We start from the raw sequence: 15624 nt of genomic DNA, 5'->3' as shown, positions 1-15624 counted from the left end.
TGGCCAGGCTGGCCCTGGCGGCGGTGCTGTGAGCCAGGCTGATCTCGAGCCGACAACACCACGGTTTTTGTAGGAGCGCACTCTGCGCGATGTGGCTCTACCGGTAACGCCCTCGCGCACAAGTGCGCTCCTACACCTGCCCAGGCGGAAAGATGCTGGATTGCGTTGCCTGCCACCAGCGGTGGCGCTGGTTCTCTTGATCCGAGGTCTGATCCACACACCCTCAGCCGCACCCGAAGTCATTGATCCTGTGGAAGCACGCATGTCCGCAATGCTGCTTGCATGGCGACATCATCGCGGCCAGGGCCTTCGCTGCAGACAACATGCACGTTGCCAGCGCGCGCACGTGCCCTGCCGAATCCGCACACCATCCGGGCACACCGCTTGACCTCAACCGCGATTGAGGTCGTTCAATGCCTGCACCTTCCATCACCTGCGCCCGCCATGCATCTTCGCCATCTGTTGCTGCCCTGCCTGGATCCCGACCTCAGCCTGCGCTTCTATCGCGAGGTACTGCAGCTGCCGCAGCACGGCAACAGCATTCGCATCGGCTGGAGCAGCCTGGAATGCGTGCAGGCACAGCAGCCGGTGGGCAGCGTGCATCTGGCGTTCAACGTGGCGCCGTCGCGCTTCGACGCCGCTGCGCAGTGGATCGGCGAGCGCAGCAAGCTGCTTGCCGATCCACATGGCCGCCGGCAGTTTCAACTGGACGGCGTATGGCAGTCGCGATCGGTGTATTTCGCCGGCCCCGATGGCGCGGTACTCGAGTTGATCGCGCGTCGGGCGGTGCAGGACGTGGCCACCGGCGACGGTGCGTTCCACGGCGACGAGTTGCTGTGCGTGAGCGAGATCGGCTTACCCAGCAACGATGTCGCGGTGGTGACCAGCAGCGTCGCCCATCACTTCGGCGTGCGGCCGTTTGCGCCGGCGCTCGAGGGTTTCGCCGCGCTGGGCGACGATGATGGCCTATTGATCGTGGTCGATCAGGCGCGGCGCTGGTTTCCGCAGCAGCGGCAGCTGCCGTGGGCCAGCGGCGTGCGGGTCAGCGTGGATGCACCGCAACCGGGGCTGCGCTTGCGCGATGCGCAGGGCTGGGAGTTGCAGGCGGCGTGATCGCCCACGCCGCGCAGGTCATGCCGCCGCTGCAGGCGCGGGCAGACGGAAGAACGCCCGCGCCGCCGCGGTGCTGTTGGCCGCGGTCAGCGCCACCTCCTCGCCACGATCGCGCGCGAGTTCTTCGACGATATGCGACAGGAACATCGGCTCGTTGCGGCGGTCCTTGGGCATCGGCTTGAGCGTGCGCGGCAGCAGATACGGCGCGTCGGTTTCGATCATCAAGCGGTTGGCCGGGATGTTGCGCACCAGCTCGCGCAGGTGCAGGCCGCGGCGCTCGTCGCACAGCCAGCCGGTGATGCCGATGTAGTAATCGCGGTCCAGGTAGTCGAACAGTTCTTCGCGGCTGCCGGTGAAGCAATGCACCACCGCCGGGCCGAGGCGGCCGTCGAAGCTGCGCATGATCGACAGGAAATCGTCGTGCGCCTCGCGCTGATGCAGGAACAGCGGCTTGCCGTTGTCGGCAGCCAGTTGCAGCTGGCGCTCGAAGGCCTTGTGCTGGGCCGGACGCGGGGCGAAATCGCGGAAATAATCCAGCCCGCATTCGCCCACCGCCACCACCTGCGGGTGCGCCTGCAGCGTGCGCATTTCGGCCTCGCATTCGGCGGTGAACTCCACTGCGTGGTGCGGGTGCACACCGGCAGTGGCGTAGAGGAATCCGGGATGCTGCTGGGCCAGCTGCAAGGCCAGCGGCGAATGCTCGCGACTGGCACCGGTGATCACCAATTGCGCAACGCCTGCCTCGCGTGCGCGTTGCAGCACGGCGTCGCGGTCGCGGTCGAAGGAGTCGTGGGTGAGGTTGGCGCCGATATCGATCAACTGCATGCTGCGGTGTCGTGTGGGGAGAGCCGGGCAAGTGTAACGAGTAGGGGTTGTGTGCGCTTAGCGCTTCGCGTCCCTTCTCCCGCCGGGAGAAGCTGGCGCGCAGCGCCGGATGCGGGTGCGAGCGAAGCCTCGCATGACTAACCACACAATGTGGCGTCGCCCCGTCCCCTCACCCCAACCCCTCTCCCGCAGGCGAGGGGCTTTGCTCCGTTCTTCCAGGAGAGAGAGGGGTTCAACCCACCACCGGCACCACCATCGCATCGATCTTCGCCGCCAGCGCCTGGATCGTCAGCAGCGCCGAGCGCGACAGCTGCCGCTGCGGGGCCACGCACAGCGCCAGCGTCATCGGCTTGGTCAGGTGGCGGCGGAACGGCACGAATGCCAGACGGCCGTCGGCCACATCCGGCGCGGCGTCCAGCCACGACATCAGGCCCACGCCGGCACCGGCGCGCACCAGCCCGCGCAGGGTGCGCACATCGTTGCAGTGGGTCAGCCGCTTCACGTCGATGTGCTGGCGTTGGTACAGCACCTTGGCATGCTCGCCGACGATCAGCGGGGCGGCCGGCAGCAGCAGGCGGTGTTCCAGCGTTTCGCTCAGCTGCAGCTCGGTGCGGGTGCTGAGCGGGTGGCCGACCGGCATCGCAATCCCCAGCGGGATGTCGGCAAAGGCGCGCACCTCCAGGTCCACGCTGCTCACCGGGTCCAGCAGCAGGCCGATGTCCACATCGGCCGAGGTCACCATTTCCATCACCCGCTGGTTGCGTGCGGTGGACAGGTTGAAGGTGATGCCGGGGTACTCCTGCACCAGCGCCGCCACCGCCTCCGGCACCACGCCCTCGCTGAGCGCGTCGATCATGGCGATCTCCACATGCCCGCGGCGCAGCCCCTTGAGCTCGTCGAAGCGCTCCAGGGTGCGGGCGTAGGCCTTCTCCCAGCCGCGTACGTCCACCAGCAGCAGCTCGCCAGCGGCGGTCAGCCGCAGCCGCCCGGGCAGGCGCTCGAACAGCTGCGCACCCAGCTCTTCCTCGGCCTTGAGGATCTGCCGGTCGATCGCCGAGGCCGACACGTGCAGCACGTCAGAAGCCTTGCGGATGCTGCCGCAGCGGGCCACTTCGATGAAGTAACGGGTGAAGCGGGAAAAGGTCAGCATGCGGCGGGGCTCGGTTGGCGTTGCATTTTTTGCAATGGCTTGGCTGAAAATCGATGTTTGATAACACACCCCCGGCTTCCTAGAGTCAATCCGGCACCGCTCCCGCCCTACGCCAGAGACTGGACCCATGGATGTCGCCGTCCCCGCCCTGCCGCTGCACTGCACCTTCGAGGCCGCCGACTGGCAGCGCCTGGCCCAGCACTGGCACGCGGTAGCGCTGAGCAGCGAGGTCGGGCAGGCGCCGTTCAAGGCCACCCTGCTGGACGAGCCGCTGGTGCTGTACCGGCTGGGCGAGGAATTGGTGGCCGCGCGCGATGTCTGCCCGCACCGCGGCGTGCCGCTGAGCATGGGCACCTCCGATGGCGGCGGCGTGGTCTGCGCCTACCACGGGCTGCGCTTCGGCTCGGGCGGGCGCTGCAACCACATCCCCGCCAGTCCCAGCCAGAACATCCCGGCCAAGATGCGCCTGCACACCTACGCGGTGGCCGAGCGCTACGGGTTGATCTGGGTCTGCCTGGCCAAACCGGCCGGCGTCAGCGCGGCCGAGGTGCAGATTCCACCGATGCCCGGCTGGGACGAGGACGGCTTCCAGCAGATCGTCTGCCCGGCCTTCGACATCGGCGGCAGCGCCGCGCGCCAGCTGGAGGGCTTCATCGACGTGGCGCATTTCGCCTTCGTGCACACCGCCACCTTTGCCCAGCCGGACAAGCGCGAGGTGCCGGCCTACACCACCACCGAGACGCCGACCGGTTTCAATGCCGACTACCTGAGCTCGGTGGCCAATTATTCGGTGGACATGCCGCTGCCGGACGTGGACCCGGATTTCCAGTGGCTGCGCCATTTCGAAGTACACCTGCCCTTCGTTGCCACGCTCACCATCCACTTCCCGGTGCCGGGCAAGCGGCTGGTGATCATGAACGCGGCCAGCCCGGTGTCCAAGCACAAGACGCGCCTGCTGGTGCCGATCGCACGCAACTTCGACACCCATCTGCCGGTGGAGGACGTGCACGCCTTCAACCTGCGCGTGTTCGAGGAAGACCGCGCCATGGTCGAGGCGCAGCGCCCCGAATACCTGCCGCTGGACCCGCTGCTGGAAGTGCATATCCCGGCCGACCGCAGTTCCATCGCCTATCGCCGTGGCCTGCGCAGCCAGGGCTATAGCGACTTCTTCCTGCGCTGACCGCCAAGGAGCACGCCATGCAGTTGCACGAGGTCCGCGTTGCCGAGGTCTTCGACCAGGGCCATCGCCAGCGCGCGATCCGGCTGGAGCCGGTCGGCGCGGAATTGCCGGCCTTCGAGGCCGGCGCGCATGTGGACCTGCATCTGCCCGACGGCATGATCCGCCAGTACTCGATCGCCAGCGCACCGCATGTGCGCGACCACTACCTGCTGTGCGTGAAGCTGGCCGACGCCTCGCGCGGCGGCTCGCGGCATCTGTGCGAGCAGCTGAGCACCGGCGACCGCCTGCGCATCTCGACACCGCGCAACCTGTTTCCGCTGCATCCGGGCGAGCGCCACGTGCTGCTGGCCGCCGGCATCGGCATCACCCCGCTGCTGTCGATGGCCGAAGCGCTGGAAGCGCGCGGCGAACCCTTCGTGCTGCACTACTACGCGCGCCGGCACGCCGACGTGGCGTTCGGGCAGCGGCTGCAGCAGGGCTTCGCGCATGGCCAGGTGCAGGTGCATCTGAGCGATGGCGGCGAAAGCCCGCGTGTGCATGTGCCCGAAGAATTGGGCCAGGCGCGTGCGCGCGACCAGTTGTACCTGTGCGGGCCGGCCGCCTTCATGGACCGCTTCACGCTGCTGGCCAGGGCGCATGGCTGGACGACGGAGCAACTGCACCGCGAACACTTCGCCGCCGCCGAGCCCGGCATCGCCCACGCTGCCGACAGCGCCTTCGAAGTGGAGCTGGCCGCCAGCGGCCGCGTGGTGCAGGTGCCGGCCGGCTGCAGCATCGCCAGTGCCCTGCTGGACGCCGGCATCGAGGTGCCGCTGTCCTGCGAGCAGGGCATGTGCGGCGCCTGCCTGACCGGCGTCCTGGCGGGCACCCCCGATCACCGCGACAGTGTACTCAGCGACAGCGAACACGCGCAGAACCGGCAGATCACGCTGTGCTGTTCGCGTAGCCGCTCGCCGCGGCTGGTGCTGGATCTTTGAGGCGGCCTGGGTGTGGCGGATGCCTGTGCAGCGCTGCCGCGAGTGCGGCCATTGCCTCATGCCGATGGTCCTGCCGGTGCGATTGGTGAGCACTGCAGATGAGGATGCGTTGTGCCGCCGATCGTCATGACCTGCACGCAGCCGCAGCACATCACCCGTACATCGCGTACCCGCTGCCGGAAACGGCCTGGTCGCTGCAGCGCGCTTGCCTGCGCTGCGCTGATGTGCAGCGTCAGGCCTGGCATGCCGATGTGCAGGACGCTGCGGGAGATTCGCAAGCGACGAAGCAGCGCTTGTCGATCCGCAGGCATTGCTGGTGGCGCGGTGCCTCATGTAGCACCAAGGAGCCTTGCAACCTCACCCAGGCGTCCGCCCACCAATACGAGCTTCAGCACCAGCAAAAAACCACTCCAGTGCTGGCCGTGCACCACGCATGCAGGGCATGCTTCGCATCTACCGGCGTGATTGCGCCATTGCCGTTCTTTTCGAGCTTTCCATCGCATGTCCATCTTTCATCGCAGTCTGATTGTGGCGCTATGCCTGTTGTTGCCCACCGCCGCACCGGCACGCAGCCAAGCCACCCCTGCACAGCAACGCGAGCAGCAGGTGGCGCAGCTGCTGCGCACCGCCGCCGATCAGCCTGCGCAGCTGCGTGCCTGGCTGCAGGCGATGCCCAAGGGCGGCGACCTGCATAACCATCTGTCCGGTTCGGTGTATGCCGAGGACTACCTGCAGTGGGCCAGCGAGGATGGCGCCTGCGTGCAGCTGGACGACCTGAGCCTGCGCGCGCCGCCGTGTGGCAACGGCCAGGAGCCGGCACGCGGCCTGGCAACACGCAATGCCGCGCTGTATGGCCGGGTGGTGGATGCCTTGTCGATGCGCAAGTTCCTGCCCAGCCCGTCGCAACCCACCGGACACGGCCAGTTCTTCGGCACCTTCGGCAAGTTCGACGCGGTGGTGCGCGCGCGCGTTGCCGACACCGTGGCCGCGGTGCTGGAGCAGGCCGCACGCGACCGCGTGCCCTATGTGGAAATCATCGCCAACCCACCGCAGATGGATGAGGCGGCCAGACAGATGCAGTCCTTGCCCTGGAAGGGCGACGACGACGCGGCCAACCTGCGCGCCTTGCAGGATGCCTTGCCGCCGCTGGTGCAGGCCGCACAACGCGCGCTTGCCGACACCGATGCCCAGGTGCGCCGCGTGCTGCACTGCGACCAGCCCGATGCACGTCCCGGCTGCCAGGTCACCTACCGCTACGTGCCTTACGTGCTGCGCGTGTTGCCGCAGCCGATGGTGTTCGGGCAGATGGCGCTGGCGCATGCGCTGATCGCCACCGGCGGCAGCCGCGCGGTGGCGTTGAACATCGTCGCGCCCGAAGACAACCCGGTGGCGCTGGCCGATTACGCGCGGCACATGGCGATGTTCCGCTTCTTCGCCGCGCGCTATCCCGACGTGCCGCTGTCCCTGCACGCCGGCGAGCTGGCCCTGGGCCTGGTGCCGCCGGCGCAACTGCGCTCGCATATCCGCCAGGCGGTGGACGCCGGTGCGCGCCGCATCGGTCATGGCGTGGACCTGCCTTATGAAGACGACGCCGACGGCCTGCTGCAGCGCATGCACCGCCAGCAGGTTGCGGTGGAGATCAACCTCACCAGCAACGATGTGATCCTCGGCGTCAAAGGCCCCGCACATCCGCTGGCGATGTATCTGCGCGCCGGCGTGCCGGTGGTGCTGTCCACCGACGATGCCGGCGTCTCCCGCGCGGACATGACCCACGAATATCAACGCGCGATGCAGGAACAAGGCATCGATTACCCCACCCTCAAACAGCTCGCCCGCAACGGCCTGACCTACAGCTTCCTGCCGGGCACCAGCCTGTGGGATGCCGACGGTAACGCTGCGCAGGCCTGCGCCACTGCGTTGCAGCGCGAAACCGACGATGCTGCCTGTCGCGCATTCCGCCAGGGTAGCGAGAAGGCCCGGCTGCAATGGCAGCTGGAAACCGACCTGGCCCAGTACGAGCGCACGTTGTTGCAGGTAGGAGCGCGCCAGAGCGCGAACGGGCTTTACCGGTAACCCCCCGTCGCGCGCAGGCACGCTCCTACCAACGCCCTCGATCCATCGCCGCTGCAATGCATTCAACCTTCCACGACAAAAACGCAATGACCGACCCGCACGCCTCTTCATCCAGACGCCGCGTCATTCTCGAAGACGACATCGACGGCTTCACACCCGCGCAGCTGCTGCTGTTGCAGTCGCCCGAGGTCGAGGTGCTGGGCATCAGCGCGGTCAGCGGCAACATCTGGCGCGACGAAGTGCTGGCGCATAGCTGCCGCCTGCTGGAATTGGCCGGTCACCCCGACATCCCGGTGCTGCCCGGCCCGGTGCATCCGTTGCTCAACAGCGAACTGGCCACCGAGCGCTGGGAAGCGCTCTACGGCAAGCTGGTCTGGAAAGGTGCCTGGACCAGGCACTGGGTGGATGGCGACACCGTGCAAAGCGCGCCGCGTTATCACGCCCACGACGTGGTGCCCGACCTGCCGTTGGGCAATCCCAGCGTGGTGCGCGCGTCCGACGAGCCGGCCGCGTTGTTCATGCTGCGCATGGTGCGCCAGTATCCGGGCGAAGTGAGTATCATTGCCACCGGCCCGTTGACCAATCTGGCGCTTGCGCAATCGCTGGATCCGGCCTTCGCCACGCTGGCACGTGAGCTGGTCTACATGGGCGGCAGCCTCAACCCACGCCAGCAACGCAACAGCATCAGCGCGCAGCAATTCGCGCGCGAGTTCGTCAACTCGCCACGCCGCGAATTCAATATCCGCTGGGATCCGGAGGCGGCCAGCATCGTCATGCGCGCCCCCTGGCGCAGGATCACCATGGTGCCGGTGGATCCATCGACCGCGACCGAACTCACGCCCGACCTGCTGGCGCGCATGAGCGCGGCCGATACCAGCATCGGCCATGCCTTGCGCCGCCGCGAACCGGGTTTTCCGATGTGGGACGAACTGGCCACTGCGGTATGGCTGCGGCCCGAGCTGGCGACACGGACCGAGACGCTCTACGTCGATACCAACACCGCCTTCGATGCCGGCTACGGCGACATCCTGTCGTGGGCACCGGGGTACCAGCCGGGCCTGGGCGAGCAGGCGCAGACCGTGGTGCATGCGGTGGATATCGAAGCGTTCGAACAGCTGCTGGTAGACCATCTCACCGCGCCGCAACCACCAGCAGTCGGCCTGCCGCTCCTCCTTGTCCCCTCGGGAGAAGCTGCCCGAGGCGCGGATGATGCTGCGGCATCCCAATCCCGACTCCCAACGAGCGAATCCCCGCTTCCAACCAGGTGACCCAATGCAACTCCCAGCGCAGTGGCAGGCCGGCATCGATCGCAATACCGAGGTCCTGCGTGGCCACGCGCAGCTGCTCGCCAGCTTCAGCGCACCGCGCCCCGCCGCACCGGACACCACCACGCCGCGCGGGCTGATCGCTTCCATCGTCAGCACCACCCGCAGCCAGCCCACCCTGGCCGCACGCCTTGCCACCCAGACGCTCACGCGCATCAACCAGGCCAACGACAGCCTGCGCGCGATCACCCGCCTGCTGCCCGCACGCGCCGCCGCCGATGCCGCGCGCGTGCAGGCCGCGCTGGCCGGAGGCAGCGACGGCGGTGCCTTGGCCGGGGTGCCGTTCGTGGTCAAGGATCTGTTCGACGTCGCCGGCCAGGTCACCACCGCTGGCGCCGTCATGCGCGCGCAGTCCGCGCCCGCCAGCCGCGATGCGGCCGTGGTGCAACGGCTGAGCGATGCCGGCGCGGTGCTGGTCGGCACCGCCAACATGGACGAATTCGCCTACGGCTTCGCCACCGTCAACGCGCACTACGGCACCACCGCCAACCCGCACGATCACCGCCATCTGGCCGGTGGCTCGTCGGGCGGCTCGGCCGCCGCGGTGGCCGCCGGGCTGGTGCCGTTCGCGCTGGGCTCGGACACCAACGGCTCCATCCGCGTCCCGGCCGCGCTGTGCGGCGTGTATGGCCTGCGTCCCACGCACGGCGCGTTGCCGCTGGATGGCGTGTTCGGCTTCGTCGATGCGCTGGATGTGGTCGGCCCGTTCGCCAGCTCCATCGCCGACCTGCGCCGCGTCCATGAAGTCATGCTCGGTCGCCCATTGGCATCGTGCAATGCCGGCAGCCTGCGCATCGCCCGCCTGGGCGGCTGGTTCCAGCGCAACCTCGATCCCGAGCTGGATGCCGGCCTCGGCACGCTGCTGACCGCCTGCAACAGCAGCACCCTCATCGAATTACCCGAAGCAGAACGCGCCCGCGCCGCCGCCTTCGTGCTCACCGCTGCCGAGGGCGGCCACCGCCATCGCGCCGGCCTGAGCACGCAGGCCGAGCGGTTCGACCCGGCCACCCGCGACCGCCTGCTCGCCGGCCTGCAACTGCCCGCCAGCGCGGTGGCCGATGCGCACCGCTTCGCGCAGTGGTTTGGCGCCGCCATGCAGCGCCTCTGGGACGAGGTGGATGTGTTGATCGCCCCGGCCACACCCTGCGTGGCGCCGCGCATCGACCAGGACACCATCCAGATCGACGGCCTGCCGGTGTCCGCACGCGCCAACCTGGGAATCTTCACCCAGCCGCTCGGCCTGGCCGCCTGCCCGGTGCTGGCCGCGCCGTTGCCGCGCCCCGGTCGCCTGCCGCTGGGCTTGCAGCTGATTGCCGCACCCGGCCGCGAAGACCGCCTGTTCGCGCTCGCCGCGCAACTCGAACGCGACGGCCTGCTGGCCTTCAGCCCACCGGCGGAGACACGCTGATGCTGCACACCTTGCGCGCACGCCGCGGCATGGTCGTGGCCCCGCACCATCTGGCCGCACAGGCCGGGCGCGATGTGCTGCGCGACGGCGGCAATGCCATTGAAGCCGCCGTCGCCACTGCCGCCTGCCTGGCCGTGGTCTATCCGCACATGACCGGTATCGGTGGCGACGGCTTCTGGCTGATCCACGATCCCGACGGCCGCGTGCACGCCATCGACGCCTGCGGCCGTGCCGCACAGGCTGCAACACTGGAGTTCTATCGCGGCCACAGCAGCATTCCGTGGCGCGGGCCGGGCGCTGCCAATACCGTCGCCGGCACCGTCGCCGGCTGGGCACTTGCCCTGCAGCACGCAGGCGGCGGCCTGTCGCTGCAGCGCCTGTTGCAGGACGCCATCCACCACGCCAGCGCCGGCGTGCCGGTGACGCTGGGCGGTGCGCACATCGCCGCCAGCAAGGGTGCCGAACTGCGCATGCAACCCGGTGCCTACGCGGACATCTTCGAACCCCACGGCACGCCGCTGCCCGAAGGCGCACTGCTGTATCAGGCGCAGCTCGCACACACCCTGCAACGGCTGGCCGACCAGGGCCTGGACAGTTTCTATCGCGGCGCACTGGCCGACGACATCGCCGCCGACCTGCAGGCGCTCGGCAGCCCGCTGCGCGCGCACGATCTTGCTAGCCACCACGCCGACGCCAGCGTACCGCTCTCGGTCGCCATCCACGGTGCACGCCTCTACAACCACGCACCGCCCACGCAAGGCCTGGCCTCGCTGCTGATCCTTGCCCTGTTCGATCGCCTGCAGGTCGCACAGCCCGACAGCTATGCGCACCTCCACGGCCTGATCGAAGCCAGCAAACAGGCTTTCCTGATCCGCGACGCACACCTCGGCGACCCCGACTGGATGACGCTGGACGCACAGGCGCTGCTCGATGACAGTGGCGCACTCGATGCGCTCGCCGCACGCATCGACATGCGCAGCGCGCTCCCCTGGCCGCAGCCCTCGCAGGCCGGCGACACCGTCTGGTTCGGCGCCATCGACGCGCACGGCCGCGCGGTCAGCTGCATTCAGTCCACCTATTTCGAATTCGGCTCCGGCCTGGTGCTGCCGCGCACCGGCATCACCTGGCAAAACCGCGGCTGCAGTTTCCGCCTCGCCCCCGACGGCTGGAACGCACTCGCTCCGGGCCGCAAACCCTTCCACACCCTCAACCCGGCGCTGGCCACCTTCGACGACGGCCGCGTCATGGCCTACGGCACCATGGGTGGCGAAGGCCAGCCACAAACCCAGGCGGCGATCTTCTCCCGCTACGCGCGTTTCGGCGTGCCGCTGCAACAGGCCATCACCGCACCACGCTGGCTGTTGGGACGCACCTGGGGCGAAGAGAGCACGTCACTCAAGCTGGAAGACCGCTTCGATCCGGCACTGGTGCAGGCACTGCGCGATGCCGGGCATGCGGTGGATCTGTTGCCCGCCTACACCTCGGTGATGGGACACGCAGGCGCGCTGGTGCGCGAGGCCGATGGCGTGATCAGCGGGGCAAGCGATCCGCGATCCGATGGTGCGGTGGCTGGGTGGTGATGGTTGGGGCGTGATGATGCTTGCTGCGCCTGCGTGGTGACGGGCAGACATCCCTGCCCGCCAATCAAGCGATCGGGTCAGAGCGTGCTTGCACCCCAGCACCGGCTAGCGCGCAGGACCGAGACTCCAGCCAGTTGCAGGCCGACAAGGTGAACATGTCATAGACTCTGGGCATGCTCTCCAAGGCGACGATGGCGGACTCAACCACGCCGTTCACCGGACAGGACGCACCTGCTTTCTTGGGCATGCATGGCGATGGGTAAGCTACGTCGCCGTGCTTATTTCGACAGACGCATCAACCCTTCCACCAAGGAGAGCCATATGACAGAGCAAGAAGACAACCAACCCAGCCTGGAAGACGTCAAGCTGGCGTTCGACGGCCAGAGCCTGGATTGGTATCTGCAGAAGCTGGTCGCAACGGTCAACAGCTCGAACGTGCAGTTCGGCATCACGCTGTTTGTCGAGGGCATCATCGTGTCCGGCCAGCTGGTCAGCGGCAAGCAGTACTTCGAGGCGTTTGCGCAGGAATTCTCTGCCGCCTATCCCGGCGATGCCGAGGAAAAAGAGGATATCCGTCGTGCGTTTGCCAGCCATGCCAGCATCTACGACACCGAGGAAGATGCGCAGCAACGCAGCCGGCCGCCGCAATTCATTCACCTGATCGACTCGCGTTGCTTCTCGCCCGGCGGCCAGCCCCTGCCCAGCAACCGTGGTGTGCTCTGGCGCGGCAAGGTCAATGCCGTGTCCGGCTTCACCCTGGGATCGCTGTCGGCCGATTGAGCCTGACAAGTTCCGCGTTGGTGTGAGGTGCTCGTCATCTCACATCGGACTGTTGGAGATAACGCCAGGAGTCCGCCACGACGGCACAACAGCCACACGCGCTTGCGCTTGCTGACAACGGTGCGCTCGCCAACGTCTTCCGTTGTCTCTCGGCATCGGACCGGCGCTGCTCGATGGCAGCAGCACCGGCCATGCGGCGATACCTACGCAGACACCTTGGGTGTGCGCCGCGAGAGGGAGCCAAGCACTGCCTCTGGCGTCGTTGCGTGGCACGGGCCGACGTCCGCGCAATGCGCGCCGCATCGTGCGATCGCCATCGCTCACGGCTGTAAGCGATCGCCACGCCCTGCAACCAGTGACGCGGCCAGCAGCAACACACTGGCACCCACAAAGGTGGCGCCGATCGACACATGATCCAGCAGCACGCCGCCTGCGGCCCCGCCCAGCATGATGGAGAGCTGGATTGCGGCAACCATCAGGCCGCCACCGCTTTCCGGTGCGTCCTTGACGCAGCGGCTCAACCAGGTGGACCAGGCCACCGGCATCGCCGCGTTGAGCGTGCCCCAGGCAATCATCGCCACGGCCACGGCCCACACCAGGTGACCTGCCAGCAGCATGCCGATGGTCGCCACACCCAGTGCGACCGGCAGTACGCTGAGCAGGGTGAACAAGCGCTTCGGCACCAACGCGGTGGCGGCATAGGTACCGACGAATCCGGCCAGGCCCAGGCCGAGCAGCAGCAACGACAGTTGCGACACATCGACCTGCGCAATGGTTTCCAGAAACGGGCGGAAGTAGGTGAAGGCAGAAAACGCACCGGCAAATCCGAGCATCACCGCGAGCATGGCGCGCGCAACATAGCGACGCTTCAACAAGGTGACGATGCCGCTCAGCGAAGTGGCGCCTTGCGCAGGCATCGATGGCAGGCTGCGCCATTGCCAGGCGATGGTCAGCGCAACCAACGGCAACATGCCCCAGAACACCCCGCGCCAGCCGATGGTGGCGCCCAGATAGCTGCCCAATGGCGCGGCGAATGCAGCAGCGACTGCGTTACCGATAAACACGATGCCCAAGGCCTTGGGCACCGCATGCTCGGGCATGATGCGCATCACCGTGGCGGTGGACAATGCCCAGAAGCCGCCGATGGTGATGCCGAGCAACGCGCGCGCCACCATCAACATGCCGAAGCTGTGCGCATTGGCGATCAACAGCAGCGACAACAGCATCACCCCGGTCAGTGCGATCAACACATGGCGCCGGTTGAAGCGCGACGACAGCGGTGCGATCAGCAGGCTGGCGACCACCGCGAACAGGCCGGAGATCGAGATCGCCTGGCCGGCCATGCCGGCACTGGCGTGCAGATCGGCGGCGATCGGCGTGAGCAGGCTGACCGGCATGAATTCGGAGGCGATCAGCAGCGCAACGCAGAGCGACATCGAGCCGACCGCGCTCCAGGTCTGGCGGGTTGCGACGGCTGTGGCGCGCGAGGATGGATCGGTAGCGAGCGAACTGGCTTGCATGTGGGGCCTTTGTGCGAAGTGGAATGCGAGACGAACGCCACGCCGCAAGCGCGCTGACGCCGCGCTCGATCGCGAACCTGGTGTTCGGAGGGGATGCGCCGCAGGCAGCGATGCACTGCATCGATTTGTCAGCGCAGCGACGCACGACGGGCGCAATGCAGCAACGGGCGCTGCGGCTCGGGCGTGTGCGTGTCTGGATGTGCTGCAGCTTACGCAGGCCGTGAACAGCGATAAAGATGGCGGATGCGCACGGGCTTATGAAGCCCGCTCATCAACCACTTGCCTGCGTCGAGCGCCTCTGCCTGGCGCGGACCCTCAACCCTTGTAGCGCAGCGCATCCACGACGAGGTTGAAGGCGGACGAGGAATGGCGGCGGCTGGGATAGAACGCGTGCAAGCCCGGCCAGGTCGGCGACCAGTCCTTCATCACCCAGCGCAGCCGTCCGGCCTTGATATGCGGGCGCGCCAGATCCTCCTGCACGAACGCGATGCCGAAGCCATCCACCGCCGCGTCCAGCGCCTCGTAGGTGCCGTTGAAGGTCAGCTGGCCATCCACGCGCACGATGACTTCGCGGCCGTCCTTTTCCAGCTCCCAGGCGTAGATGCCACCGGCGGTCTTCATGCGCAGGTTGATGCAGCTGTGCGCGGTGAGATCCTGCGGCGTCTTGGGGATGGGCCGACGCGCGAAATAGGACGGCGCGGCGACGATGGCCATGCGCATGTCCGGTGCAATGCGCGCGGCGATCATGTCCTTTTCCACCTGGTCGCCCAGCCGTACACCCAGGTCGTAACGGTCGGCAACGATGTCGGTCAGGCCGTTGTCGACCACGATCTCGACCTTGATCTCGGGGTAGTCGCGCAGCAGCCTGGACAGCTTGGGCCACAGGATCGCGCGCGCGGCGTAGTCGGTAGCGGTGATGCGCACGGTGCCTGCGGGTGTGTCGCGCATTTCGCCGAGCGCAGACAGCGCCTCTTCGATTTCGGCAAAGCGCGGCGCCACCGTCTGGATCAGCCGCTCGCCGGCTTCGGTGGGCGCCACGCTGCGCGTGGTGCGGGTCAGCAGGCGCAGACCCAGCGTCGCTTCCAGCCCGCGGATGGTGTGACTCAGCGCCGACTGCGAAACGCCCAGCTTGGCGGCAGCGCGGGTAAAGCTGCCCTCGCGAACGATGGCGATCAGCGCCAGCAGGTCCTTGAAGTTGTCGCGCGCCATTGGTGAATCTCTTTCATGGAATCCACATGACTGTAGCAGCCGGATGAGAAGGAAGACCAAAGCCCCTCTCCTGCGGAAGAGGGGATGGGGTGAGGGTACGGCTGCTCAGCTACCTTGATGCTGCCGCACCCTTATCCGCCCTGCTGGCACTTTCTCCCAGCGCGAGAAGGGAGGACCAAAGCCCCCTCTCCTGCGGGAGCGAGGTTGGGGTGAGGGTACGGCTGCTCAGCTGTCTCGACGCTGCCGCACCCGCATCCGTCCTTCGGGCAGCTTCTCCCGGAGGGAGATGGAACAACGCCGGCCACGAGCTGTCCGTCGCATTTTTTGCAACGCCCAACCCTAAAAAAACCGCTTTGGGGTGACGGGGCCGGTTCGTATAGTCGATTCGACGGCCGCCGCCGGCCGCGCAAGCACCTGATGCCATTGCTGCGAGGCGACCAACGTTGGCGATACCCGCCCCCTTTCCACACCGCCTGCGGAGGCT

The 15624-nt window shown here is 67.5% G+C and carries 12 protein-coding genes; 8 read left to right on the top strand and 4 right to left on the bottom strand.

Annotation, left to right across the window (positions count from 1 at the left end):
* The first annotated feature begins 444 nt into the window (after nucleotides 1-444).
* Nucleotides 445-1113, top strand: coding sequence for a hypothetical protein (locus ABQ039_RS01510; RefSeq protein WP_184609883.1), 669 nt, complete (start codon nucleotides 445-447; stop codon nucleotides 1111-1113).
* Between the two features lie 18 nt (nucleotides 1114-1131).
* On the opposite strand, the gene ABQ039_RS01505 is transcribed toward ABQ039_RS01510, so the two are convergent.
* A complete protein-coding gene (locus tag ABQ039_RS01505) occupies nucleotides 1132-1938 on the bottom strand; it encodes a TatD family hydrolase (RefSeq protein WP_046344968.1) in 807 nt (268 codons plus the stop codon).
* 232 nt (nucleotides 1939-2170) lie between these two features.
* Entirely contained in the window at nucleotides 2171-3088 is a 918-nt protein-coding gene (locus ABQ039_RS01500) for a LysR family transcriptional regulator (protein WP_016901444.1), read from the bottom strand.
* 127 nt (nucleotides 3089-3215) lie between these two features.
* Here ABQ039_RS01500 and ABQ039_RS01495 point away from each other — a divergent pair, with 127 nt between their 5' ends.
* The 7 genes from ABQ039_RS01495 (at nucleotide 3216) to gvpU (ending at nucleotide 12411) form a co-directional block, all read left to right on the top strand.
* On the top strand, nucleotides 3216-4268 hold the full coding sequence (locus ABQ039_RS01495) for an aromatic ring-hydroxylating dioxygenase subunit alpha (RefSeq protein ID WP_349778226.1): 1053 nt from the start codon (nucleotides 3216-3218) through the stop codon (nucleotides 4266-4268).
* A 17-nt stretch (nucleotides 4269-4285) separates the two neighbouring features.
* Nucleotides 4286-5245: a PDR/VanB family oxidoreductase gene (locus tag ABQ039_RS01490; protein WP_349778227.1), complete on the top strand. Its 960-nt coding sequence runs from the start codon at nucleotides 4286-4288 to the stop codon at nucleotides 5243-5245.
* A gap of 501 nt (nucleotides 5246-5746) precedes the next feature.
* Complete coding sequence (locus tag ABQ039_RS01485; RefSeq protein WP_349778228.1) at nucleotides 5747-7318, top strand: adenosine deaminase; 1572 nt, start codon at nucleotides 5747-5749, stop codon at nucleotides 7316-7318.
* A gap of 86 nt (nucleotides 7319-7404) precedes the next feature.
* A complete protein-coding gene (locus tag ABQ039_RS01480; protein ID WP_349778229.1) occupies nucleotides 7405-8586 on the top strand; it encodes a nucleoside hydrolase in 1182 nt (393 codons plus the stop codon).
* A 4-nt stretch (nucleotides 8587-8590) separates the two neighbouring features.
* On the top strand, nucleotides 8591-10051 hold the full coding sequence (locus ABQ039_RS01475) for an AtzE family amidohydrolase (protein ID WP_349778230.1): 1461 nt from the start codon (nucleotides 8591-8593) through the stop codon (nucleotides 10049-10051).
* On the top strand, nucleotides 10051-11631 hold the full coding sequence (locus ABQ039_RS01470) for a gamma-glutamyltransferase family protein (protein ID WP_349778231.1): 1581 nt from the start codon (nucleotides 10051-10053) through the stop codon (nucleotides 11629-11631). Before ABQ039_RS01475 ends, ABQ039_RS01470 begins: the two co-directional genes overlap by 1 nt.
* 321 nt (nucleotides 11632-11952) lie before the next feature.
* Nucleotides 11953-12411 (top strand): gas vesicle accessory protein GvpU, encoded by a 459-nt coding sequence (gene gvpU / locus ABQ039_RS01465; RefSeq protein WP_349778232.1) that lies wholly within the window; start codon nucleotides 11953-11955, stop codon nucleotides 12409-12411.
* Nucleotides 12412-12731: 320 nt separating this feature from the next.
* Here the strand turns inward: gvpU and ABQ039_RS01460 are convergent, their stop codons facing one another.
* Entirely contained in the window at nucleotides 12732-13931 is a 1200-nt protein-coding gene (locus ABQ039_RS01460) for an MFS transporter (RefSeq protein WP_349778233.1), read from the bottom strand.
* 315 nt (nucleotides 13932-14246) lie between these two features.
* Nucleotides 14247-15140, bottom strand: a complete 894-nt coding sequence (locus ABQ039_RS01455; RefSeq protein WP_024939822.1) for a LysR family transcriptional regulator — start codon at nucleotides 15138-15140, stop codon at nucleotides 14247-14249.
* Nucleotides 15141-15624: the final 484 nt, after the last annotated feature.

It is taken from the genome of Xanthomonas sp. WHRI 6108 (assembly GCF_040202385.2).
In the GTDB taxonomy this organism is placed as follows: Bacteria; Pseudomonadota; Gammaproteobacteria; order Xanthomonadales; family Xanthomonadaceae; genus Xanthomonas; species Xanthomonas arboricola.
The sequence above is the reverse complement of the archived record's forward strand: the minus strand, read 5'-3'. Positions and strand labels throughout refer to the sequence as shown.

What these genes read in the sequence shown, in the direction of transcription:
- ABQ039_RS01455 (WP_024939822.1), bottom strand. Translation starts at nt 15,140, where the DNA reads ATGGCGCGCGACAACTTCAAGGACCTGCTGGCGCTGATCGCCATCGTT.
- ABQ039_RS01495 (WP_349778226.1), top strand. Translation starts at nt 3,216, where the DNA reads ATGGATGTCGCCGTCCCCGCCCTGCCGCTGCACTGCACCTTCGAGGCC.
- ABQ039_RS01480 (WP_349778229.1), top strand. Translation starts at nt 7,405, where the DNA reads ATGACCGACCCGCACGCCTCTTCATCCAGACGCCGCGTCATTCTCGAA.
- ABQ039_RS01470 (WP_349778231.1), top strand. Translation starts at nt 10,051, where the DNA reads ATGCTGCACACCTTGCGCGCACGCCGCGGCATGGTCGTGGCCCCGCAC.
- ABQ039_RS01500 (WP_016901444.1), bottom strand. Translation starts at nt 3,088, where the DNA reads ATGCTGACCTTTTCCCGCTTCACCCGTTACTTCATCGAAGTGGCCCGC.
- ABQ039_RS01510 (WP_184609883.1), top strand. Translation starts at nt 445, where the DNA reads ATGCATCTTCGCCATCTGTTGCTGCCCTGCCTGGATCCCGACCTCAGC.
- ABQ039_RS01460 (WP_349778233.1), bottom strand. Translation starts at nt 13,931, where the DNA reads ATGCAAGCCAGTTCGCTCGCTACCGATCCATCCTCGCGCGCCACAGCC.
- ABQ039_RS01490 (WP_349778227.1), top strand. Translation starts at nt 4,286, where the DNA reads ATGCAGTTGCACGAGGTCCGCGTTGCCGAGGTCTTCGACCAGGGCCAT.
- ABQ039_RS01485 (WP_349778228.1), top strand. Translation starts at nt 5,747, where the DNA reads ATGTCCATCTTTCATCGCAGTCTGATTGTGGCGCTATGCCTGTTGTTG.
- ABQ039_RS01475 (WP_349778230.1), top strand. Translation starts at nt 8,591, where the DNA reads ATGCAACTCCCAGCGCAGTGGCAGGCCGGCATCGATCGCAATACCGAG.
- ABQ039_RS01505 (WP_046344968.1), bottom strand. Translation starts at nt 1,938, where the DNA reads ATGCAGTTGATCGATATCGGCGCCAACCTCACCCACGACTCCTTCGAC.
- gvpU (WP_349778232.1), top strand. Translation starts at nt 11,953, where the DNA reads ATGACAGAGCAAGAAGACAACCAACCCAGCCTGGAAGACGTCAAGCTG.